This window comes from Brooklawnia propionicigenes (genome assembly GCF_030297015.1).
GTDB classification, from domain to species: Bacteria; Actinomycetota; Actinomycetes; order Propionibacteriales; family Propionibacteriaceae; genus Brooklawnia; species Brooklawnia propionicigenes.
Window position 1 is genome coordinate 1,343,598 of the sequence record NZ_AP028056.1, and the last position, 22,581, is coordinate 1,366,178.

Annotated in this window: 25 protein-coding genes; 8 read left to right on the forward strand and 17 right to left on the reverse strand. The window is 66.1% G+C overall.

Translation table 11 applies throughout. The annotated features are described in order from the left end of the window. Positions 1-92: 92 nt before the first annotated feature. Positions 93-1,436, forward strand: coding sequence for a replicative DNA helicase (gene dnaB, locus QUE25_RS06035; RefSeq protein WP_286268243.1), 1,344 nt, complete (start codon positions 93-95; stop codon positions 1,434-1,436). Between the two features lie 38 nt (positions 1,437-1,474). Then, positions 1,475-2,302 (forward strand): SDR family NAD(P)-dependent oxidoreductase, encoded by an 828-nt coding sequence (locus QUE25_RS06040; protein WP_286268244.1) that lies wholly within the window; start codon positions 1,475-1,477, stop codon positions 2,300-2,302. 30 nt (positions 2,303-2,332) lie between these two features. Here QUE25_RS06040 and QUE25_RS06045 read toward each other — a convergent pair whose 3' ends face one another. Further along, positions 2,333-3,280 (reverse strand): hypothetical protein, encoded by a 948-nt coding sequence (locus QUE25_RS06045; RefSeq protein ID WP_286268245.1) that lies wholly within the window; start codon positions 3,278-3,280, stop codon positions 2,333-2,335. A gap of 54 nt (positions 3,281-3,334) precedes the next feature. On the opposite strand from QUE25_RS06045, the gene QUE25_RS06050 reads away from it, so the two are divergent. Continuing rightward, positions 3,335-3,667: an MGMT family protein gene (locus tag QUE25_RS06050; protein ID WP_286268246.1), complete on the forward strand. Its 333-nt coding sequence runs from the start codon at positions 3,335-3,337 to the stop codon at positions 3,665-3,667. Here QUE25_RS06050 and QUE25_RS06055 read toward each other — a convergent pair. The 6 genes from QUE25_RS06055 to QUE25_RS06080 all read right to left on the reverse strand — a co-directional run bounded on the left by QUE25_RS06055 (position 3,664) and on the right by QUE25_RS06080 (position 7,973). Beyond that, positions 3,664-4,035 (reverse strand): FKBP-type peptidyl-prolyl cis-trans isomerase, encoded by a 372-nt coding sequence (locus QUE25_RS06055; protein ID WP_286268247.1) that lies wholly within the window; start codon positions 4,033-4,035, stop codon positions 3,664-3,666. The two genes, QUE25_RS06050 and QUE25_RS06055, sit on opposite strands and share 4 nt — an antisense overlap. 22 nt (positions 4,036-4,057) lie before the next feature. Next, positions 4,058-5,128, reverse strand: a complete 1,071-nt coding sequence (gene amrS, locus QUE25_RS06060; RefSeq protein ID WP_286268248.1) for an AmmeMemoRadiSam system radical SAM enzyme — start codon at positions 5,126-5,128, stop codon at positions 4,058-4,060. Between the two features lie 83 nt (positions 5,129-5,211). Next, positions 5,212-5,781 carry an AmmeMemoRadiSam system protein A gene (amrA, locus tag QUE25_RS06065; RefSeq protein ID WP_286268249.1) on the reverse strand — a complete coding sequence of 190 codons (570 nt, stop codon included), beginning with the start codon at positions 5,779-5,781 and terminating at the stop codon, positions 5,212-5,214. Between the two features lie 3 nt (positions 5,782-5,784). Further along, the gene (gene amrB, locus QUE25_RS06070) at positions 5,785-6,576 is read right to left on the reverse strand and encodes an AmmeMemoRadiSam system protein B (RefSeq protein WP_286268250.1); all 792 of its coding nucleotides are present in this window, start codon (positions 6,574-6,576) and stop codon (positions 5,785-5,787) included. Between the two features lie 59 nt (positions 6,577-6,635). Further along, the gene (gene trxA, locus QUE25_RS06075) at positions 6,636-7,061 is read right to left on the reverse strand and encodes a thioredoxin (RefSeq protein ID WP_286268251.1); all 426 of its coding nucleotides are present in this window, start codon (positions 7,059-7,061) and stop codon (positions 6,636-6,638) included. Between the two features lie 9 nt (positions 7,062-7,070). Next, entirely contained in the window at positions 7,071-7,973 is a 903-nt protein-coding gene (locus QUE25_RS06080; RefSeq protein WP_286268252.1) for an FAD:protein FMN transferase, read from the reverse strand. Positions 7,974-8,130: 157 nt separating this feature from the next. Between QUE25_RS06080 and QUE25_RS06085 the strand changes: the two genes are divergently transcribed. The 3 genes from QUE25_RS06085 to QUE25_RS06095 all read left to right on the forward strand — a co-directional run bounded on the left by QUE25_RS06085 (position 8,131) and on the right by QUE25_RS06095 (position 10,247). After that, positions 8,131-9,015, forward strand: coding sequence for an IS5 family transposase (locus tag QUE25_RS06085; protein ID WP_425332702.1), 885 nt, complete (start codon positions 8,131-8,133; stop codon positions 9,013-9,015). Between the two features lie 90 nt (positions 9,016-9,105). Next, positions 9,106-9,576 (forward strand): helix-turn-helix domain-containing protein, encoded by a 471-nt coding sequence (locus QUE25_RS06090; protein WP_286263556.1) that lies wholly within the window; start codon positions 9,106-9,108, stop codon positions 9,574-9,576. Next, positions 9,465-10,247: an IS630 family transposase gene (locus QUE25_RS06095; RefSeq protein WP_286263554.1), complete on the forward strand. Its 783-nt coding sequence runs from the start codon at positions 9,465-9,467 to the stop codon at positions 10,245-10,247. Before QUE25_RS06090 ends, QUE25_RS06095 begins: the two co-directional genes overlap by 112 nt. Positions 10,248-10,260: 13 nt before the next feature. Here QUE25_RS06095 and QUE25_RS06100 read toward each other — a convergent pair whose 3' ends face one another. The 5 genes from QUE25_RS06100 to serS all read right to left on the reverse strand — a co-directional run bounded on the left by QUE25_RS06100 (position 10,261) and on the right by serS (position 15,194). Beyond that, positions 10,261-10,701 (reverse strand): FMN-binding protein, encoded by a 441-nt coding sequence (locus tag QUE25_RS06100; protein ID WP_286268253.1) that lies wholly within the window; start codon positions 10,699-10,701, stop codon positions 10,261-10,263. After that, a complete protein-coding gene (locus tag QUE25_RS06105; protein WP_286268254.1) occupies positions 10,698-11,450 on the reverse strand; it encodes an ABC transporter ATP-binding protein in 753 nt (250 codons plus the stop codon). The genes QUE25_RS06100 and QUE25_RS06105 overlap by 4 nt, the downstream gene beginning before the upstream one ends. 1 nt (position 11,451) lies before the next feature. Then, positions 11,452-12,393, reverse strand: coding sequence for an ABC transporter permease (locus QUE25_RS06110; protein ID WP_286268255.1), 942 nt, complete (start codon positions 12,391-12,393; stop codon positions 11,452-11,454). Between the two features lie 65 nt (positions 12,394-12,458). Beyond that, complete coding sequence (locus QUE25_RS06115) at positions 12,459-13,862, reverse strand: MBL fold metallo-hydrolase RNA specificity domain-containing protein (RefSeq protein WP_286268256.1); 1,404 nt, start codon at positions 13,860-13,862, stop codon at positions 12,459-12,461. A gap of 57 nt (positions 13,863-13,919) precedes the next feature. Then, a complete protein-coding gene (gene serS, locus QUE25_RS06120; protein WP_286268257.1) occupies positions 13,920-15,194 on the reverse strand; it encodes a serine--tRNA ligase in 1,275 nt (424 codons plus the stop codon). A gap of 110 nt (positions 15,195-15,304) precedes the next feature. Between serS and QUE25_RS06125 the strand changes: the two genes are divergently transcribed. Beyond that, positions 15,305-16,234: a diacylglycerol/lipid kinase family protein gene (locus tag QUE25_RS06125; RefSeq protein WP_286268258.1), complete on the forward strand. Its 930-nt coding sequence runs from the start codon at positions 15,305-15,307 to the stop codon at positions 16,232-16,234. Between the two features lie 3 nt (positions 16,235-16,237). Here the strand turns inward: QUE25_RS06125 and pheA are convergent, their stop codons facing one another. The 3 genes from pheA to QUE25_RS06140 form a co-directional block, all read right to left on the reverse strand. Then, the gene (pheA, locus tag QUE25_RS06130) at positions 16,238-17,173 is read right to left on the reverse strand and encodes a prephenate dehydratase (RefSeq protein ID WP_286268259.1); all 936 of its coding nucleotides are present in this window, start codon (positions 17,171-17,173) and stop codon (positions 16,238-16,240) included. A 43-nt stretch (positions 17,174-17,216) separates the two neighbouring features. Then, a complete protein-coding gene (locus QUE25_RS06135) occupies positions 17,217-17,969 on the reverse strand; it encodes a hypothetical protein (protein WP_286268260.1) in 753 nt (250 codons plus the stop codon). A 115-nt stretch (positions 17,970-18,084) separates the two neighbouring features. After that, on the reverse strand, positions 18,085-18,948 hold the full coding sequence (locus tag QUE25_RS06140) for a DNA-formamidopyrimidine glycosylase family protein (protein ID WP_286268261.1): 864 nt from the start codon (positions 18,946-18,948) through the stop codon (positions 18,085-18,087). Positions 18,949-19,173: 225 nt separating this feature from the next. Here QUE25_RS06140 and QUE25_RS06145 point away from each other — a divergent pair, with 225 nt between their 5' ends. Next, a complete protein-coding gene (locus tag QUE25_RS06145) occupies positions 19,174-20,430 on the forward strand; it encodes a DUF222 domain-containing protein (RefSeq protein ID WP_286268262.1) in 1,257 nt (418 codons plus the stop codon). Here QUE25_RS06145 and QUE25_RS06150 read toward each other — a convergent pair. After that, the gene (locus tag QUE25_RS06150) at positions 20,427-21,857 is read right to left on the reverse strand and encodes a four-carbon acid sugar kinase family protein (protein WP_286268263.1); all 1,431 of its coding nucleotides are present in this window, start codon (positions 21,855-21,857) and stop codon (positions 20,427-20,429) included. The two genes, QUE25_RS06145 and QUE25_RS06150, sit on opposite strands and share 4 nt — an antisense overlap. Positions 21,858-21,866: 9 nt before the next feature. After that, positions 21,867-22,577 (reverse strand): leucyl/phenylalanyl-tRNA--protein transferase, encoded by a 711-nt coding sequence (locus tag QUE25_RS06155; protein WP_286268264.1) that lies wholly within the window; start codon positions 22,575-22,577, stop codon positions 21,867-21,869. Positions 22,578-22,581 lie beyond the last annotated feature (4 nt).

The following is a 22,581-nucleotide window of genomic DNA, read 5'->3' on the forward strand; positions in this document are numbered from 1 at the left end:
GCATTATCATCGGCTCTTTGGTGAGCCTACATCGCGGTGAATGCATCCACAGGGTTTCTGGTTTACTGTGGGCTAGACGGGGGAGGGACTGCATGTACGACGAGCCATCCCCCGCACCATCGGGCATCGACCGCACCCCACCACAGGACTTCGCCGCCGAACAGGGCGTGCTGGGGGCCATGCTGATGAGCAAGGACGCCATCGCCGAGGTGCTGGAGGTCATCAAACCGGCCGACTTCTACCGCCCCTCCCATGAGCTGATCTATCAGGCGATCGTCGACCTCTACGGTCACGGCGATCCGGCAGACCCCGTCACCGTCGCGGCCGAACTCGACCGGCGCGGTGAGCTCAGCAAGGTGGGCGGCCATATCTACCTGGCGGACCTGCTGTCCACCATCTCGGTCGCCGCGAATGCCGCCTACTACGCCCAGATCGTGCATGACAAGGCGGTGCTGCGGCGGCTGGTCGACGCGTCCATCAAGATCGCCCAGTTGGGCTACGCCGGCCAAGGCGAGGTCGCCGACATCGTGGACACCGCCCAGCAGACCATCTATGAGGTCTCCGAGGGCAAGCGCTCCGAGGATTACAAGGCGTTGCGCGATCTGCTGGAGCCCACCTATGACGAGATCGAGGCGATCGGTGCGCGCGGCGGGGGGTTGAGCGGTGTGCCGACCGGTTTCGCGAAGCTCGATGAGCTGACCAACGGCCTTCATGGCGGCCAGATGATCATCATCGCCGCCCGTCCGGCGGTCGGCAAGTCGACGCTGGCGCTGGACTTCGCGAGGTCGGCGGCCATCCGGCACAAGTTGAGCACGGCTTTCTTCAGCCTGGAGATGAGTCAATCCGAGATCGTCATGCGCCTGCTCGCGGCCGAGGCCGGGGTCATGCTGAACTCGATCCGCAATGGTGGCCTCGGCGAGGACGAGTGGTCACGCATCGTGGCGCGCACCAAGTCGTTCGAGGACGCTCCCCTGTTCATCGACGACTCCCCCAACCTGACGATGATGGAGATCCGCGCCAAGGCCCGGCGGCTGAAGCAGCGTCACGATCTGCGTTTCGTGGTGATCGACTACATGCAGCTGATGAGTTCGGGCAAGAAGGTCGAGAGCCGCCAGCTCGAGGTCTCCGAGTTCAGCCGCCAGATCAAGCTGCTGGCCAAGGAACTCGACATCCCGGTGGTGGCGCTCAGCCAGTTGAACCGTGGCCCCGAGCAGCGCGGCGACAAGAAGCCCATGATGAGCGACCTGCGCGAATCCGGTTCGCTCGAGCAGGACGCCGACATCGTCATCCTGCTGCACCGCGAGGACCTCTACGACAAGGACAATCGACCCGGCGAAGCCGATCTGATCATCGCCAAGCACCGCAACGGTCGCACCGATACCCTGCCGGTCTCCTTCCAGGGACACTTCAGCCGCTTCGCCGACATGCCCAGCTAAGCCCACCGGCAGCTGGCCGGCTGCCTACGATGGGCGATATGAAGACGATCGTCATCACCGGAGCCAGCGACGGAATCGGTGCCGCAGCCGCACGCAAACTGACCAGCGACGGGCATCGGGTGGTCGTCGTCGGACGATCACCCGAGAAGACCGCCGCGGTCGCGGTTCCCATCAACGCCCCCTACCACTTGGCTGATTTCGCCGACCTGGACGATGTCGAACGGCTCGCCGCCGAGCTGCTCGACAACTATCCGCATATCGACGTGCTCGCCAACAACGCGGGCGGTTCCTTCAGCAACGGGCGGGTGGAGACCCGGGACGGTCATGAACTCACCTTCCAGGTGAACTATCTGGCGGCCTGGTATCTCACCTGGCTGTTGACCGATCGGCTGGTCAGCTCGAAGGCCACCGTGATCAACACCTCCAGCGTCGCCCACAAGCTCCTCGCTCGTTTCGACATCGGCGATCTGGACTCCGAGCGCCGTTTCTCACCGTCGGTCGCCTACGGCAATGCCAAGCTGGCGTTGCTGCTGCATATGCACGAACTGCAGTCCCGCTACGGGGCCAAGGGACTGTCGGCGGTGGCCTTCCATCCCGGGCTGGTGGGAACCGACTTCGCGGCCACTGCCAACGACAGCCTGCTCGGGCGCCTGTACGGCGCCTTCGGCTCCCGGATGGCCAGCCCCGACAAGGGGGCCGACACCCTAATATGGCTGGCCGAAGGCACCCCTGGCATCAACTACCCGGCTGATCGCTACTACGTCAACCGCACGGTACACCGCACCAGCAGAACCGCGGACGACCGCGACCTCGCGGCCGAACTCTGGCGGCGGACCGAACTCATTCTTGCCGACCGGATTCGCTGAATCCGGACACGAGGGGCTGAGCCCGAGGAATCACTCGTAGAGCACGTAGTCGGGCACCGGGGTCAGGGCGAGCACATCGGCCGGGCTCATCAGCACACCGCTGGTCTGCATGTCTTCGTCGAAGAACAGCTTGAAGCCCATGTGCACATGCGGCGGCACTGTCGCGCTCACCTGCTGATAGGTGGAGATCTTGTCGGCGGGAGCGCCGATGCCGTCCACACTCTTGATCAGCACGATGCCCGGGTGCGGCTGCAGCGCGTCCTCATTGGTGATGATGCTGGGATGCAGGATGTGGTAGACCATCGGCTTCTCGGGCAGATCGTGGCTCGTGACCAGGTCGGACAGGTAAGCGGCAACCTGGTCGAGTTCCTCGCCGGAGGTCGATCCGAAGCTCTGCATCGGTATCTGGCCGGGGCCCATCGACCACTCGGGATCCAGCGCCACACCCACATCCGGCTGGACCAGATAGCGCTCCAGGACCTTCACCTCGTCGAGAAACTCCGCCTGACCAGGCTGAATATCGAGTAGCAGGAGCGCTCCGTGTTCGCGTGCCACCGACAACCACTCGTCGATGATGGCCGGATCGACACGATCACGCCACATGCCGTCGGGTCCCGGCTGAGGCTGTACGGTGACCGCGATCAGCTCCATCACCGGCATGACCGCGCGATCAACCCCGAAGGGGGCACAGGTGTCGTGCAGTTCGGCCATCCGGTCCTCGATCGCCCCGATGCCGAGCCTGCCCTGCCCCAACGCGCCGGGGTATCCGACGAAGCCGCACAGCCGGTGGGCAGGCAGCAATTCGCGTCCCCCGCCCGGCAGCTGAGGTGGCGGGGTGGGAGTCGGCGATGGGGTGGGAGTCGGTGAAGCCGCCGCGGACTGACCGGTGGCTTCCGGTTCCGCAGGCGGATTCGAACTCGATGCACACCCAGCGACGAGCACGAGGACTGCGAGGAGAGCTGCAATTCGTCCGGCCATGGCCTCCAGTGAAGCACAGCTGGTCCACAACCAAAATGTGACAGCATCAAAAGCATGGACGAGGCGAATGAGCCCGGCGACCTGCCAGAACGGGTGCGCCGCGCGGTGCGGCGGGTGCCGCCGGGCACCGTCGTCACCTATGGCGACATCGCCGAGCTGGTCGATACCGGTCCCCGTCAGGTCGGACGCATCATGGCCACCGACGCCGCCGACACCCCGTGGTGGCGGGTGGTCAATGCGTCCGGACGGCTGCCCGCAGGACTACTGGACGAGGCGCGCAAGCACTGGTTGGACGAACAGACCATCAGCGATCCGGCTGCCTCGAGGGTGGATCTGAGCGCCAAGCGCGCCACCTGGCTGCTCGATCCCCCAAGCGGCGGCGACTAGCGGACGCCGCGCAGTTCACAGACGAAGATCAGGGCCTCGTTCGGACCGATCACACCCGGGACGCCCCGGGGCCCGTAGGCCAGCTCGGCGGGAATCACCAGCTTGCGCCGGCCGCCCACCTTCATGCCCAGCACACCGTCGTCCCAGCCCTTGATGACCTGGCCGACACCCAGCCGGAACGCCAGCGGCTCGCCGCGGTTGTACGATGCGTCGAACTCCTCACCGGAATCGAATCCGACACCGACGTAGTCGACGAAGACGGTGGCGCCACGAGTGGCTTCGTCGCCGGAACCGACGACCTCGTCGACGATCTGGAGTTCGGTGGGTGCCGGTCCAACCGGCGGATCGATCAGTGGCTTCTCGCTCATCGCCCCAGGCTAACCGACCCCGCTACCGGATCGCGACCCGGTGCGGCAGCCGGAACGACTGATCGACGACCGAACTGCCGCCGAAGCGTCCTGGAATCTGCGTGCCGCAGACCCGGCAGCGGCCCTCGGCATCCAGGTCGTACGAGTCGATGGTGTAGCGATCCCGCCTGATCACCGGGCTCTTGCAGTTCGGGCAGTAGGTGGTCTGGCCGTCGGGGTCCTCGATATTGCCGGTGTAGACGTAGTGCAGCCCTTCCTCCTGCGCGATCGCCCGGGCGCGTGCCAGCGTCCGGGTGGGCGTGCGCGGCAGGTCGCGCATCCGGTTGTCCGGATGGAAGGCGGTGAAATGCAGTGGGACGTCGGGACCCAGCTCGGTCACGATCCACCTGCACATCTCCCGTAGATCACTGGACGCGTCGTTGTATCCGGGCAGCAGCAGCGTCGTCAGCTCGACCCAGACGTTCGTCTCGTGCACGGCGTAGCTGATCGTATCCAGCACCGGCCGCAGCCGGGCGCCGGTGACCTGCTGATAGAAGCTGTCGGAAAAACCCTTGAGGTCGATGTTGGCAGCGTCCATGACGGCGAAGAAATCGCGCCTGGCCTCGGGATTGATGTACCCGGCAGTGACCGCGATGGATGCCAGGCCCGCAGCCCGGCAGGCGACGGCGGTGTCGATCGCGTATTCGGCGAAGATCACCGGGTCGTTGTAGGTGAACGCGACCGACGAGCACTGCCAGTTGGCGGCGGTGCGGGCGATCTGGCTGGGGCTGGCCTCCTCAGCGAGCAGGTTCATCTCGCGAGAGGTGCTGATCTCCCAGTTCTGGCAGTACTTGCAGGCCAGATTGCAGCCTGCGGTGCCGAAACTGAAGACCTGCGTGCCCGGCAGGAAATGGTTGAGCGGTTTCTTCTCAACCGGATCGATGCAGAATCCGGACGAGCGTCCATAGGTGGTGAGGACGAGCTGGCCGTCCTCGTTGGCTCTGACGAAACAGAAGCCCCGTTGACCGGGGCGCAAGCGGCATTCTCGGGGGCAGAGGTCGCATTGGACGCGACCATCCTCGGTTCGATGCCAATATCCTGCTAGATGTCCCACTTAATTCGGCCCCTCTCGTGGCGAAGATTCCGTGGGTCGTTACCCATCCATTCTGTCGCATCGCGTAAAACGACGACGCTCGTTCAGGGGTGGGTTCCAGGGGTCGGTTCGGCCCAGGACCGGACCTGGTAGCGGTCCAGTTCCATGCGGTTATCCCAGTAGTCGGGAGCCAAACCGGCCTTGCGCGCCAGCGCCCGGACGAACTCCTCCCGGCTGGGCAGCTGAGCCCAGACCTGGGGTAGGAAGGTGGCGCGATGGCGTCCGCTGGTGAGGATCAGTCCGTCGACGCCGGGGCGAAGCTGCGCGAGAGCGTCCGCCCGGCTGGTGAAACTCATCGGTTCGGGCGTGCTGAGCACCGAGACCTCGACGCGGATCGCCGGATATTCGGAGACGGTCAGCGGCTCGAATCGCGGGTCACCGAATGCGGCGGCGGCAGCGTTGGCCGTCACGTCGTCGCGCAGTGTCCGGTGCGCGACCAAGCTGCCGATGCAGCCGCGGAGTTCACCGCCGATGGTCAAGGTGACGAAGCTGGCGGCCTTCTCGTCCAGCCAGGCCGCTTCGCCGACGGCGACCGGCGGCAGCTTGAGCTTCTTGGCGATGGCCGAGCGGGCCAACGGCAGCAGCACCTGCCCGGCGTTCTCGGGGATCGGCATCGGCTACCTCTCGTGCCAGGCGATCGACGCGTAGCCCACCACGCGTCCACGATCACCGGCGGTGTCACCCGAGTTGCAGGCGCCCAGCAGCGTCGGACGCAGCCGGCGGCGCCGGGCCACCGCGAGCAGCCCGCTGATCGGATAGGCTCCGCACGCCCGGTGCGGGTTGATCGGCCCCTGGCAGTCCAAGATGGCCTCGATCGTCTCGGCATCCAGGCGTCTGGCCTCGCCATAGGGATGGTAGTGGGAAAGGTCGGAACTGATCACGACGAGGGTTTCCGGCCCACCCCAGCAGGCTTCGAGCACATCGGCGACCGTACCCGCATCGACATCGCCGACCACCAGCGGCACCACGGTGAAATCGCCCAGCACCCGTTGCAGGAAGGGTAGCTGGACCTCGACGCTGTGCTCCTCGGCATGCACATCCGGACGAGTCAGCACGCTCGGCAGCTTGCTGATCGTCGCGCAGGCTTCCGCGTCCAGCGGTATCTCGCCCAGTGGGGTGGCCATTGCATCGGCTCCCGGCAGGGCGATGCCGCGGATGCCGACGCGGTGGGCAGGTCCTGCCACCACCACGCGGCTGATCGGATGGGTACCAGTTCGCAGCGTCGCGTAGCCGAGCGCAGCCGTGGAGCCGGAGTAGATGTAACCGGCGTGCGGGCAGATCAGAGCCTTGGGCGGGTGCGCAAGTTCGTCCGGTCGCGCATCGGCGAGCAGCTGATCGACCATCGAAGCCAATGCCTGGGGATCAGCAGGATAGAACAGGCCGGCAACGGCGGGTGCTCTGGTCGTCATGGGAAACCCTTCTTTCGGGATCGCCTCTCGACTTTCAGACTAGTCAGCTGTGCCGGCAATTATCCGAGGTTGCTGCGAACCCAGTTCTTGAGGGCCGCCGCGGACGGCGCCCCCACCTGGCGGGCCACCGTCTTGCCGTCCTTGATCAGCAACATCGTCGGGATGGAACGCGCGTCGAACTGCTGCGCGAGTCCGGGCGAGTCGTCGACGTTCACCTTCACGAGTTTGAGCCGTCCCGCGTTCTCGGCCGCCGACTGCTCGAGAACCGGACCGACCTGACGGCAGGGGCCGCACCACGGCGCCCACAGATCGACCAGGACGGTGACTTTCGAGCTGTCGGCGACCTGATCGAAGGTCTCGTCGTCGGCCGCGGTGATCCATGGCAGGGGTTTCTTGCACTTCGCGCAGGTCGGGGTTCCGGACGCAACGGCAGGCACCCGGTTGCGGGTGCCACAAGCAGGACAGGTAATGACGTTGCTGGCCATGGATCAATCCTAGGTCGCGCCGACTGCCGCACCCGCTTGCCGGCGCTGCCCGCGAAGCCAGTCCTGAACACCCGGATTCGCCTTGATCGACAGACGCGGGCTGGCCAGTACGCGGCCGTCAACGGTCATGAAGATGGTGTCGATTTCGGGTTGGGTCTGGTCGAGCAGCAGGGCGGCGTCCAGGCCCATGGCCAGATAGGCCGACGAGAACGCCTCGCAGACCATGGCGTCGGCGCCGCAGACGATGGCAGCGCACAGATCGGTCATCGCGGGTGAGCCCGTCGTGGGGTCCAGCAGGTGGCTGCGCTGGCGTCCCCGGCGAATCCGGGTGCCCGGGTCGGCCGATACCGACAGTGCGCCGGACACCAGATCAAGGGTTCCGAAGCTGTCCCAGCCCTGCCAGGGGCTCGACAGACCGATGATGGCCGGTGCACCGGCCAGCGCGATGGACGAGCCGCCGAGCGAGATCAGCACATCGCCGGCGCCCTGCACCACGGCCAGATCCCGCAGCTGGTCGGCCGCGTAGCCCTTGGCGATAGCCCCCAGATCGACGGATCCCGGCGATGCGTCCACCAGCCGGGCTCGTCCGGCATCGACCTCGATCCGCCCGCAGGCCTTGCTGGGCTGGGGCACCGAATCCAAGAACCCGGTCGCCAGCTGCTCCCAGGCTTTCACCTGGGCTCCCAGGAGTGGGCTGAACCAGCCGTTCGTGCGCACCGACAGCAGGTCGGCGGCGCGCAGCGCGACCGCCGTGTCCTGCGATACCGCATGCCAGCGCTCGGTCAGCCGGGAGATCTCGGAGTTGCCGCTGAATCTGGTCAGTCGCTGTTCGATCTCGTCGGCCCTGCCGGCGAGCTGGTCGCCGAGGTCGAGTCCGGCCGGAGACCACGACGCATGGCCGAGGGTACCCATCGTCCGGAAGGTGAAAGTCGCGCCGCGTGGGCTAGGTCGTGTTTCGAAAGTGGTGTCCGACGAGGGTGTGGCGGCTGGCGTGTCGGTCCTGACGGTGGGAGGGCTCCCGGGGTAGACGGATTGGTATCTAGTCACTCCTACTTCCCCGGGAGTCCTCGTGCCAATCGTAGATGTTGCCCGCCGTCATGACCTCACCGATGCTCAGTGGGCGCTCCTCCAGAGCGTGCTGCCAACTCCCCCAGCACGGGGACGGCCACGCAAATGGCCGTTACGGCAGCTGATCGATGGGATACGTCACCGAGCGAGAGTGGGATGCCCATGGCGCGATGTCCCCGACCGGTACGGACCCTGGGGACGGATCTACATGTTGTTCGCCACCTGGCAGATCCGCGGGGTGTGGGAACACATCGAGGACACGCTGCGAGCCGTTGCACAGGCTCGTGGCAAGGTGAAATGGCAGGTCTCGGTGGACTCCACCAGCTGTCGTGGGCACGTTCACGCCGCTGGTGCTCGACGTGACTCGGTCGAACGGGTTCCCGGAGAACCCGCCGATCACGGGTTCGGTCGTTCCCGGGGCGGCTGGTCCACCAAGACACATCTGGCCGTGGACCAAGACCGTGGCCTGCTGGCCTTCCACATCACCGGCGGCCAAGCCGGCGACAGTCCGGAGTTCACCACCGTGCTGGAAGCGATCAAGGTCGCCAACCCGGTCGGGGCACCGCGCCGGCGTCCCGATCGCGTGTTGGCCGACAAGGCGTACTCCTCACGGGCCAACCGGGCTTGGCTACGTGATCATCGGATCAAAGCCACCATCCCGACCCCGGCCGACCAGGCCCGCAACCGCCGACGCCGTGGCCGCCGGGGCGGTCGCCCGCCAGCGTTCAACCCAACCACCTACAAGGACCGCCACGCGGTCGAATGTGGCATCAACAAGCTCAAACACCAACGAGCCTTCGCCACCCGCTACGACAAACTCGCTGTCCGCTACACCGCCACCCTCCACATCGGAGTAATCAACGACTGGCTCAAACGACTTACGTAACACGACCTAGTAGTGTGTCGCTGCTAATGATTTGTGTATGTTGAGGCTTGACTGTTTCCTGACCGATAATCGATCAGGAGGAGCCGCGTGATGCCCAGACCGAAGGATCATGTCGTTGAGTTGACGGATGCTGATCGTGCGTCGTTGACGCGGGTGGTCTCGCGTGGCGCGCACCCGGTCAGGACGGTCATGAGGGCGCGGGTCCTGCTCGAGCTCGACGAGAACGCCAGGGCGGTGCCGCACAGGCGGGTCGTCGCGGAGCGAGTGGGCGTGTCGATACAGACGGTGTATCTGATCGCGAAGCAGTTCACGGCCTCTGGCGGGGATGTTCATGCGGTGATCCACCGCAAGAAGCGGGTCACGCCGCCGGTGCCAGCGAAAGTGACCGGGGACGTCGAGGCCAGGGTGATCGCGTTGGCGTGCACAAGGCCACCGGAAGGGTATGACCGGTGGTCGCTGCGGCTGCTGGAGAAACACGTGGCCCTCACCGACGGGATCGGGCCGCTGGATCACTCCACGATCGGTCGGACCCTGAAAAAAGGGGGCTTCGTCCTCACCTGAAAGCGTGCTGGACGATCCCGCCCAAAGCCAACGGCGAGTTCGTCGCGCGGATGGAGGACGTGCTGGAGGTCTACCACCGCCCCTACGACCCGGCCGTTCCGGTGGTCTGTATGGACGAAAAGCCATACCAGCTCCTCGGCCACGCCCGCGATCCGATCCCTGCCTGCCCGGGCCACGACCTCAAAGAAGACTCCGAGTACGTCCGGCACGGCACCTGCTCGATCTTCGTGTGGGTCGAGCCCCTCGCCGGCCGCCGCCGGGTCGACGCCCGGGCGCAGCGGACCCGGATCGACTGGGCCACGGAAATCGATCAGCTTCTCAACGTCGACTACCCCGACGCGCAACGGGTCGTCCTGGTCATGGACAACCTCAACACGCACACCCTCGGTTCGCTCTACGAAGCGTTCGAGCCAGCCAAAGCACGCGCGCTGGCCGAGCGGCTCGAGATCCACTACACACCCAAGCACGGCTCCTGGCTCAACATCGCCGAGATCGAGCTGTCCGCCCTGACCCGCCAGTGCCTGACCCGCCGGATCGACGACCTCGACATCCTCAACACCGAACTCGCCGCCTGGCAGGCCGCAACCAACGACGACGAGCGCCAAGTCCGCTGGCAGTTCACCACGACCGACGCCCGCATCAAACTTCACCACCTATACCCAAACACTTAGCAGCGACACACTACTAGGAGGCATTCGCGATGGCGTCGTCGATGGCTGCCTGGAAGAGCCGGTACGACAGCGAGGCCCCGGCCACCGACTCCACCTGGCTCTGGTCGCCGGTCTCCTTGAACTCGCTGAGGTACTGCTTCTCGGCCGCGACCGCGTTCTGGGCGCGCTGGTAGAACTGCTCGTCGGCGGGTTTCCCGTCGGAGCCGAGCCCGTAGCTCTCGTCGTGCGGGGTGCCGTCGGCGTCGTAGACCACGAAGTCGGCCGCGGTCACCGCACCATTGACGACGGTGAAGTTCACCACCCCGTAGGAGCCGTCGCTTTCGGCTTCGCTCTGCCCGGTGTAGTCGCCATCGGGCAGTGTGCTGGCTGTCGGCGACGGCGCGCCGCAGCCGCTCAGCACGATCGAGCCGACCAGTCCGGCGAGCATCAGGCTCGCATCGCGTTTGCGCATCATGACTGCGGTCCGTTCGCCGGCTTGCCCTTGGTCGGGGTGCTGGCCACATCGGTGACCTCACGCGCGATCCGGCCGTGCTCGAGGATGATCTGTCGCTGACCCTGTGCGGCGACCTCGGCGTCGTGGGTGACCACGATCAGCGTCGTCCCGGCGTCGTGCAGCTGGTGGAAGAAGTCGATGACGATCTTCTCGTTGACCTCGTCGAGGTTGCCGGTCGGTTCGTCGGCCAGGATCACGTCCGGATGATTGATCAGCGCCCGCGCCACGCAGACGCGCTGCTGTTCGCCGCCGGACAGTTCGCGGGGTAGGTGGGTGGCGCGCTGGGCCATCCCCACCCGCTCGAGCGCCGCCAGGGCTTCCTGCTCGTCGGGGATCGAATGGTAGTACTGCGCGAGCATCACGTTCTCGACAGCGCTGAGATGCTGCACCAGATGGAACTGCTGGAAGACCAGCCCGATCTTCTGCCGGCGCACGTTGGCCAACTCCGGCTCCCCCATCTTGTCGAGCCGTTCGCCCTCAAGTAGGACGATGCCCTCGGTGGGGCTGTCCATGCAGCCGAGAATGTTCATCAGCGTGGACTTGCCCGAACCGGAGGGCCCGACGATCGACAGCCACTCGCCCTTGCCGATCTCGAGGCTGACGTTGTCGAGTGCGGCCAGCTCACCGTAGCGACGGCTGACGCCCTGCACGGAATAGATCGACTCGAGGGTCGATCCAGGAGTCTGTTGCGCGGTCACGGTCTGAGTCATCTCACTCTCCACCTAACACATCGACGGGATTGATCCTGGAAATCCGGCGGGCGGGCACCAGGCTGCCCACCAGCGCGATGATCACCGAGAAGATCAGGGTGATCGGCACGACCCACCAGTTGACGTCCAACTGCACGGCGAACGCCTTCGTGGATATGAAATTGGCTATCCAGATGCCCGCGGCGACCCCGACCGCTCCGCCGATCAGGCCGAGCAGGATCGATTCGCCGACGAATTCGCTCATCACGTCTTTCGCGACCGCACCGAGAGCCTTCTTGAGGCCGATCTCGCGGGCGCGTTCGGAGACCACGGCATTGAGGGTCGCCGTGATCGAGATCAGGGTCAGCAGACAGATGATGATGCTGACGATCCAGATCAGGGTTTGCAGGGTGTGGGCGATCCCGGTTTCGGTCTGGCTGATCCGCCGCACGACCTCATCGTTGTTCCCCGCCCGATAGGCCTGCTCGGCCTCGGCGAGCTTGTCGGTGATGCGGACACCGACGCGCGACCACTGATCACTCAACTCGGGCGTACTGGCCAGTTCTGCGATGTCATCGCGCAACATCTGGGTGGTCGCCGTTACGGCGGCCTCAACCTCGGCCTGCGGCGCAGCACCTCTGGTCAGGTCACGCACCGACAGCAGCTGGGCGACGAAGGCGTCGGCGCGCTCGTCTCCGAGGCGGTGATTGATCTGCGCCTCAAGACCGCTGACCTGGTAAATCTCGTAGTAGGCCTGGCGGATGGAGCGTTCGACGCCTTCTTGATCCTGCGCCTGATACTGGCCTGGAATCTGATCGATGACGGCGACCATCTGGTCGCCGACTGCACTCCAGTCCTTCTCGTCGGCCTGTGCGGGCGCACTGAGCATCGGGCCGATGATGCCCAGGCAGAACACCACCAGCAGCACCCGGATCCAAGACGAAGACAGCCGAGGAGAAATCACTAGCTCAGGATAGCCTTGGCTACTTTTCCGGGGAACACCGCCCCCCCTGGCTGTTGACTACCGACTCACAGCCGCACGACTTCTCCCTGCTCGGGGACGACACCCAAAATGCCCAGTTCGGTATGGATGCGCCGAGCCAGCGCCTTGGCCGAGTCCGGTTCGCCGTGCACGCAATAGACGGTCGTCGGACGCGGATTCATCTCGGCCAGCCAGTCGATGAGATCGGACGCATCGGCATGCACGCTGAACTCGTCGTCCTGCAGGATCTCGGCATTGACCGGAACGTAGCGTCCGTACATCTTCAGCTCAGTGGCTCCGTCGACGAGCATTCGTCCGCGAGTGCCGGGGGCCTGGAAGCCGGTGAAGACCACCGAGTTCTTGCGGTCGCTCAGCATGTGCTGCAGATGGTGCACGACCCGTCCGCCGGTGGCCATGCCGGACGACGAGATGATGATCGATGGCTGAGCCGGGTTGTTGAGTGCGATCGAGTCTTCCTTGGAGCGCGCTTCGCGCAGGGTAGGCAGGTGGATGAAGCGGCGTCCCGCGAATTCGGGTCCGATCTCGGCGGCCATCGCCGGATCGCAGTAGACATCAAGTGCAGCCAGACCCATCGGCGAGTTCGCCCAGATCGGCACGTGCTTGGGAATCCTGCCCGCCTCCATGAGCTCTTGCAGGGTGAGCAGCACGACCTCGGTGCGATCGACCGCGAACGCCGGGATCAGCACATTGCCGCCGCGGGCGATCGTCCGGCTGATCAGGTCGGCGAACGCCTCATGAGCCACTCCCGGCGCGGGATGCTCTCGGTCGCCGTAGGTCGATTCGATCAGGACGCTGGGCGCACCCATCGGCACCTCGCGGTCGGCGAGCACCGGGTGGTGATGACGGCCGAGGTCACCGGAGAAGACGGCCGCGTTTTCGGTGGTTTCGTCGGCGCCGGTCCACATCCGGATGGAGACCGATCCAAGAATATGGCCGGCTCGCCACAGCCGCATCGACAGGCCTTCGTCGAGGTCGATCGGCTTGTGTACCTCGACCGCGCGGAACAGCGGCAGGGTCTGTTCGACGTCATCGGTGGTGTACAGCGGCAGCGGGTTGGCGTGCCTCGACCAGCCCTCGCGGCGGGCGTCCTCGGCCTCGTTCTGCTGCAGGTGCGCCGCGTCGCGCAGCACGATCTCGGCGAGCCGGATGGTGCCCTCGGTCGCATAGACCGGGCCGCGGAATCCCTGCTTGACCAAGCGCGGAAGATAGCCGACATGGTCCATGTGGGCATGGGTGAGCACGATGGCGTCGATGGTCTTGGGGTCGGTCGGGAATGGCTCCCAGTTCTGTTCGCGCAAGCGCTTGGGTCCCTGGAACATCCCGGCGTCCACGAGGATGCGGCGATGGCCGCCCTGGGTCAGCAGATATTTCGAGCCGGTGACCGTCCGGGCTGCCCCCAGGAAGGTCAATGACAGATGATCGTTCACCATGCCACCAGCTTGCCCTTCGGAAGGTGAGCCGGCCTGGTTTGAGCCAAGTTGACCGGCTCAGCTGATCGCCTCGAAAACCTCGCGACCGCCCAGGTACGGACGCAGCACCTCGGGAACTGTCACCGAACCGTCCGCGTTCTGGTAGTTCTCCAGGATCATCAAGATCATCCGGGCCATCGCGCACAACGTCCCATTCAAGGTGGCTGCCGGACGGGGGCCCTTCTCGTCACGCAAGCGGATACCCAGTCGGCGGGCCTGGAACTCGGTGCAGTTCGAGGTCGAGGTGATCTCGCGGTAGCGCTGCTGGCTGGGCACCCAGCCGTAGCAGTCGTACTTGCGCGCGGCACTCAGTCCCAGATCGCCGGCGGCGACGTCGAGTACCTGGAAGGGAATACCGAGCGAGGAGATGAACTCCTTCTCGTAGCCGAGCAGCCGTTCGTGCTCGGCCTCGGCGTCCTCGGGCAGGCAGTAGACGAACATCTCGAACTTGTCGAACCAGTGGACGCGGAAGATGCCGCGGGTGTCCTTGCCATAGCTGCCGGCCTCGCGACGGTAGGCGGGGCTGAAGCCCGCATAGCGCAGCGGGAGCTTGCCGGCGTCGAGGATCTCGTCCGAATGGTAAGCGGCCAGCGGCACCTCGGCGGTGCCGACCAAGTACATGTCGTCGCGCTCCAGGCGGTAGACATCCTCTGCGGCCTGGCCGAGGAAGCCGGTGCCTTCCATTGCGCTCGGCTTGACCAGGGCCGGGGGAATCATCGGCCGGAAGCCCCATTCGAGGGCCTTGCTCAGGGCGTACTGGATGAGCGCGAACTCCAGCAACGCTCCGGGGCCGGTCAGGAAGTAGAACCGCGAGCCGGAGACCTTGGCGCCGCGCTCCATGTCGATGCCGCCGATGATCTCGCCGATCTCCAGATGATCGCGCACCTGGATGCCCTCGGCCTCGAAGTCGCGCGGAGTGCCGTTGGTCTCGATGACGTACAGATCATCCTCACCGCCGGCCGGCACACCGTCGATGACGATATTGCCGAAGCTCTTCATCACCTCCGAGAAGCGGGCCTCGGCGGCGTCCACCTGAAGCTGAAACGCCTTGACCTGGCCGGACAGCTCCTTGGTGCGAGCCAGCAGCGCAGCCTTCTCGTCCCCCTTGGCACGCGCCACCTGCGAGCCCAGCGACTTCTGCTCGGCGCGGGCGGACTCGAAAGCACCGATCGCGGCGCGGCGCGCCTCGTCGGCTTCAATCGCGGTGTCCACCAGCTCCACGGACTCTCCACGAGCCCGCTGAGAACGGCGAAGACGGTCGGGATCGGTGCGCAGCACCTTTGGGTCGATCATGGGCCCAAGCCTAGCGAAGCCGTCCGGCGCGACGGACAGTGATCGTGCCTGGTAGGCCCGATGCGGGGCTATCTCCTAGGCTGTAACCGAGCATCAGGAGAAAACCACCAATGTCAGCCGCCGTCGAGGAACCAGCCGCGATCCATCGCCGGGTAGCCGTCGTCTACAACCCGATCAAGGTGGACGAGGACGTCTTCCGGCGGCTGGTCAGCGCCAAGGCTGCCGAGCACGGTTTCGCCGAGCCCACGTTCTACCGGACCACACTGGCCGATGCCGGTGAAGGCGTGACCCGGCTGGCGGTCGCAGCCGGCGCTGAACTGGTGCTTGCCGCCGGCGGAGACGGAACCGCGCGGATCGTCACCACCACGCTGCGCGACACCGGGGTCGTGGGTGCCATCATCCCGATCGGGACAGCCAATCTGCTTGCCCGCAATCTCGGCATCTCGTTGGACATCCCGCGGGCATTGGACATCGCTCTCACCGGGCAGGCCCGCGCGATCGATCTGGCCCAGTTGGTCATCGACTACGACGACGAGAATCCGGTCTACTTCACCGGCATGGCGGGCATCGGTTTCGACGCGGCATTGATGCGCGATACGGATACCTGGCTCAAGAAGACCGTCGGATCGGCCGCCTATCTGGTGGCCTTCGCGCAACAGCTCGGCTATCGTCCCCGGGTAGTGCGCTACCGCGTGGACGACGGTCATCACGCTCAACGCAAGGCGGTGCTGATCCTGGTCGGCAATACCCGCAGCCTGCAGGGTGGTATCGATCTGTTCCCCGACGCCTTGGTCGACGACGGCAGGCTCGACCTGCTCTTGGCTTCGCCGCGGACCCTGGCAGGCTGGGCCCGGATGCTGGCCATCGTGGTTGGCAGGCTGCGCCGCACCAAGGTGGTCGAATACCATTCCGGCGAACGCTTCGTCATCGATCTCGATTCGGACGCCCCGTGGGAGCTGGATGGCGACACCGAGGGTACCGGACATCACTTCGAGTTCAGTGTGCTGCCCGGGGCCCTGCACATCATCGCGAACCGCTGATGGTCAGGTGCGATCGTAGGGAAGCCTCGGGATCTCCGGACTAACCTGACGCAGCCAGTCCAATGCCGCCTGGTAGTCCGAATCCCGGCCACCGTAGGGAACCTTCGGCTCCTTGCCGTCGGCCCGCGGGTAGCTGCCGAGGAAGACGACCCGCTTACAGACCCGATGCAGCCCCATCAGAGCCTCCGCCACCCGGGCGTCGCTGACGTGGCCCTCCGCATCGATGCTGAAGCAGTAGTCGCCCAGGATCTTCTTGGTCGGGCGGGATTCGACCCGGCACAGGTTCACGCCACGTGAGGCCAGCTGCTGCAGGATCTCCAGCAAGGCGCCGGGCTGGTCCTGGCGCATGTACGCCACCAGTGTGGTCTTGTCGTAGCCGGTGCGCTTCGGACTCGGTCCAGGCTTGGTGACCAGCACGAAGCGGGTCGCCGCCTGCTCGTTGTCGCTGATATTGGACGCCAGACTGGCCAGTCCGTACAGATCGGCGGCGACCTTTGCGCAGATGGCCGCGTCGTAACCCGTTGTCGGATCGGCAACGGCCTGGGCGGCACCGGCGGTCGAGCCACGTTCGACGACCACGGCATCGGGCAGTTGGGCGTCCAACCAGCCACGCACCTGCGCGACCGCATGCGGATGACTGATGATGCGCTTGATGTCGTTGAAGGTGGTACCCGGACGCACGCACAGATCGAAGGAGACCGGGATCACCACCTCTTTCGCGATCTGCAGCGGCGAATCGAGCAACGCGAGGTAGTCGAGAGTGGCGGTCACGCCGCCTTCGATGGAGTTCTCAATGGGCACCAGGGACGCGCTGACGTCGCCGCTGCGCACGGCGTCCAGAGCTCGGGCAACCGTCGGAAACGCCACCGCCGGCCCGTTGCCCAAGGTCAGCAAGGCCTGATGAGTGAACGTCCCCTCCGGACCGAAGAATCCCCGCATAACTCTCAGGATAACGGGCGGGTTCGCGCCGCCCGCAGCGGTCTCAGGCAGCCGGCTCGTGGGCGATCAGCGCGACCGGCGAATCCACATCGGCCATGGCTTGGGCGACGAGGAAACCATGATCGATCCGTTGCCGTCCCTGCCGGTCGGTCCAGCTGCCGACCACGACCAGCTGGGAGCCGGCGACCTCGTCGGCCACCCCTCCCCAGCTGGGCAGCGCGCTGGTCTGCAGGGCAACCGACGGATAGCAGACGGCGAGCTGCCCGATGACGTCCTCGCCCGGGCTCTGCTCGGAGTCGGCGCCGATCAGCAGGGCGTGCAGATCGCTGCCACAGCTGGCGGCGTAGGCGAAGGCGAACGCGGTCGGCGCGTAGCCGGTCTGCCGCGGGTCGACGAGCAGGCTGATCGTCCGGGTATCAGTGGGTTCGTCGGTGACCACGACCAGCGGGCATTGCGGGGCGGCCAGCCGGCGAGTCGCCTGGCGATACCCCGACGGGCGGGATACGGCCATCGCCGTGCAGCGGGGCGAGACCCGGCGGATCACCGCGTCCGGTCCGCCATCAAGGATGCGGTGGTCGACCGTCAGGCCGGGGTGGTTGCAGCGCAGCTCGCCGGCCAGACGACGGGCGCGGTGGCGCTGGGACGAGGTCTGCGCGGATACCAGTTCACTCGGTTCGATCAGGCTGAGATGGTGGTGACTGTGCTCGGCCCAGTTGGCGGCCCAGTGAGCCGCCGCGACCTCGTGTTCGGAACCATCCAGCACAACCGCGAGACCGCACAACTGGTCGTCGCTCATCGTCGCCTCCCTCGCATCGTCGATGAATCGATCTCACCAGCACCCGGTGTGGGCTCACCATGGCCCTGCTGTGCAGTTGATGTGCCCGCGGGCGCCGCCTATTGGGATGACCGGCTCAGCGCAACAGCTTGCTCATCCGCCGGTCGGCCAGCACCTTGCCCCCGGTCTGACAGCCCGGACAGTACTGCAGCGAGGAGTCGGCGAAGCTGACCTGAGCGATGGTGGTGCCACAGACCGCGCATTGCTCACCGGCTCGTCCATGCACTCGCATCGCCTGGCGCTTGTCGTCCTTCAGCTTGTCGGGAGGCAGGCCCTGGCAGCGCTCGATCGCGTCGGCGAGCACCGTGCCGATCTGGTCGTAGAGCAGCTGGCGGCCCGCCTCGTCGAGACTGGACGCCGGGGTGAACGGGCTCATCTTCGCCGCGTGCAGGATCTCGTCGCTGTAGGCATTGCCGATGCCCGCGATGATCCGCTGGTCACGCAGCACACCCTTGAGCTGGGATCGCCCAGCGGCGTCCAGGATCGCGTCGAAGGCCTCGCGGGTGAATTCCGGCGCCAGCGGATCGGGGCCGAGGGTAGCGATCATCTCGACGTCATGCGGATCGTCGGCGAGCCAGATCGCCAGCCTGCGCTGGGTGCCCGCCTCGGTGAGATCGAATCCGGAGTCGTCGTCGAGGGTGAGCCGGAAGCTGAGTGGGCCCTTGCCCGGCCGAGCGGGGGCCGCGGGCTGTTCGGGTTTCCATTTCAGCCAGCCAGCCCGCGAGAAGTGGACGATCAGGTGCACGCCCTGCGCGTCGATATCGAGCATCTTGCCGTGCCTGGCGACGCCGCTGATCTCGAGGCCGACCAACGCGCTGAGTGGGGGTTTGTAGGTCTTCAGAGCGGAGAAGTCGGTCAGTTGGACGCGGGCGATCGCGCGGGTGGCCAGTTGGGCGTCCAACCAACCTCGTAACGCCTCGACCTGGGGCAGCTCCGGCATCTCGCCTCCCTGTTCGCGCGTGGTTTCCATCCATCTTCCACCGGAGGCCGCGCGGGTGCCAGGCGTCGCCGCAATTCGGGTGCTGGTAGATCACGGATCCGGTTCGGCCTTTCGTCACGATGCTGGATATGGATGGCCCTGGACCGCCCGCGCCACGCTCCAAAAGGGCAGAAAGAACGTGATCAGGGCCTTGTATTCGAACATCTATTCGAATAGACTTTCGATATGGAGAACCCCATCCGTGACCCCCGGACCCTGGTCGAACCTGCGACCAGCAAGGAAGCACTCGACGCGCTGGACCACGCGCACCGCCAGATCATCGCCTCCGAAGTCGCCGCACTGGTAGCGCTCACCCGCGCTGCCGACCTGTGGCAGGTCGACGAGACCGCGGTCGGTGAGGGCATCGAGCGACTGATGCAACCCGGCCATGATGGAACCCCGCTGGTCGGTGAGTTCCTCGCCCTGGAGATCGGCCCGCTGTTGGGGATCTCTCCCCAGTCGGCGATCTTCCAGATCGGAGACGCCCTCGACCTGCGGCACCGGCACCCGCGACTGTGGCAGGCGGTACTCGCCGGCACCGTGCGAGTATGGCAGGCCAAGAAGGTCTGCCTCGAGTGCGCGCACCTGTCGGCCGAGGCCGCGCTGAACGTCGATCAGGCGATGAGCGCCGCCGTTGGCGTACTGCCGTGGGCGCGGGTGATGAAAGCCCTGGCCGGTCAGGTCATCGCCGCCGATCCCGACCTCGCCCGGCAACGCGCCGAAGCCCGGCGTGACTCACGCAAGGTCCGGGTATCGAAGATCGAAGACGGGCATGTGAGCTTCTACGGCCTCGTCAACCCCGTGGACGGCATCTTGTTCGATCACGTGCTCACCCAGATCGCCGAGACCCTTCCGACGGCCCCCGATACCCCGCTGTGTCGTGACCTCGACCGCAGGCGGGCCGCCGCGATCGGCGTGCTGGCGCGGGGTGCGTTGGGCCAGGACACGCTTCCCACCCACACCCTGGTGGTCCACATCTCCGCTGATAACCTCGGCATTGCCACCGGCGTGGCCCGGATCGAGGACTGGGGCCCGATCCTCACCGACCAACTCCCCCAGTTCCTGGCCCATTCGAAGGTAGTCGTCCGCCCAATCCTCGACCCCGCCGCCATACGACCGGTCGACGCCTATGAGACCCCCGCCCGGATGCGATTCGCCGTCGAACAACGCAACCCGGTCGATGTCTTTCCCTGGGGAACCCGCAAGGCCAGCCGGTGCGATATGGACCACACCATCGCCTACATCGAAGGCAGGCCGGGCCAGACCAGCCTCGCGAACCTCGGTCCCCTCTCGCGCAAGACCCACCGGGTCAAGACCCACGGCAGATGGACACTCGAACAACCCGAACCCGGGGCCTTTCACTGGACCTCACCCTACGGCTACCAGTACTACGTCACTGCCGCCGGAACCACGCGCCTGTTCGCGCCGGCGGGTTCCGGCTAGGACAGCTTGTCGACGACCTCGACCAGCGAGTTCTCATCGCCCACGTTGCCGGCGAAGACGATGTAAGGAATGCCGCAGGCGGGCCCGGCGACAGGCTCCCATAGGGAGACGATGCCGGGCAGCATCGGGCCACGGACGAATGCCCTGGTCATGCCCAGTCCGCGCGCTGCGACGTCACTGGAGGTGATACCGCCCTTGGCGATGACGAAACGCGGTGGATAGCCGGCCAGCACCCGTTGGACGACCTCGACCACGGCATCCGAGACGGCTCGGGCGATGGCCAGCGAGTCCGCGGCGTCCGAACCGGTGATCCGGGTGCGCGACGTGCGGACCACGACATTGCCTCTGGGCAACTCGGCCAATACCTGGTCGACGATGGCGTCCAGATGCCCGTCGCGGCCCGAAGTCAGCACCACAGGCACATCGATTTCGACTTCGGTCGGCTTGTCGATAGCGCGCAGTGCCTCCAGCTGGCGGGTGGTCTGCTGCACATGCGAGCCCACCACGACCAGCCCGCCCACCGAGTTCTCGGCAAGCCCGCCCTGGCGGATCGCGACGAGATCGTCGTGATCGAGTGGCAGATGTACCTCTTGGCCGATCCTGGCCCGCACGAACGGCGGACCGACGCGGTAGATGAAGCGGCTGCCGGCGTCCTCGGCTTGCTGAACAGCGAGCGAGAGACGGCGCAGATCGTTCTCGTCCACAATGTCGGACACGATGGGCTGCTCGCTACCGGCGCTGCGCAGCCGAGCGGCCACCGCGCCCAGATCGGTGCGCAGTTCAGCCAGCGAGATCTCGATCACCGAGGATGCGGGCAGCTCGCCACCACTCTTCTCCTCGACCCACTCGGCCAGCCGGGAGCTGCGGTAGCCGAAGGTGGCATCGCCGGCGAACTCGGACTCACCGACCGGCGTGAACCCGTCGGCCACGCTCCCGGCGTAGTGGACGCCCCCGACCGTGATCCGTCCGGCATCGCCGAAGGCCGGCACGATGACGATGCCGTCGACGCGACGGTGCTCGTGCTCGGCTATACACTCGGCGAGAACCCGCGGTTCGAGCGGAAAATGCCCGCGCAACGTCGAGTCGGAACGGGAGACGAAGTCCACCCGGATGCCGGTACGGTCAGAGGCCTCGAAGGCTGCGGCCGCGACTTCGCGGTTGCGCCGGGCAGCGTCGTCCGGGTCGAGGCTGCGCGAGTTGGTCATCACGTAGACCGCCGGACGACCCTGGGTCAGCGCCCACTCCAGCGCTTCGGGGCTCCAGTCGGTGAGCACCGGCAGATCGGCGACCGATTGGGTACCGGTCGGGTCGTCGTCGAGCACGATGAAGACCCGGCGCGCGGACGCGAGCGCCTTGCGGACCCGCGCAGCGGACGTCTCGACGGACGGCGGATACCCGGCCAGCAGCTGATCAAGGCTTATCGGCATAGCTTCCTCTCAGGCGGTCCGCTCCATCCGCCAGTCGCCCGGCAGGCGCCGGCCCGACCATGCCGTCTGCGGGGCCCGCAGCGCGACATCCAGTCGTCCGAGGTAGTCGACCCGCGATATCTCGCTCCCACCCAGGCGTGCCAGATGGCCGGTCAGCCACTGAACATCGAGCAGCGCCGTGCCGTCGGGACGATCGCGCAACTCGCCCACCAGCCGCGCCAGCGCGACCTTGGACGCGTCCCTGCCGCGCACAGGATCGTGGAACATCGATTCACCCGCGAACAGTCCCCACAGGCTTACCCCGTAGAGTCCGCCGACCAACTGTCCGGACGCATCCCAGGTCTCCACCGAATGCACGGCACCCTCCCGGTGACCCTCGGTGAAGACCCGGCGGATGTCGTCGTCGATCCAGCCATACGGCCGGGCCGGATCCGCGCATCGCGCCAGCACCTCGTCGAAGGCCGCGTCAATGGTGGTCGTGTAGCGGCGGGCCGATTTGATCAGGCTGCGGGTGATCCGCAGGTCGTCCAATTCGAGCACGCCGCGACGCATCGGTGACCACCAGCCCATCCGCGCCTCGAAGCTCGCCTCGTGCAACGGCATCGGGAACGCGCCGGAGCAGTAGGCGGCCAGGGTCATGCGCAGGTCGAACTCGTCGCTGAAGGCGATCAAGTCCTGGCTGGGCCAGGTTTCGGATGGGCCGAAGACCTGCATGGGCATGCCT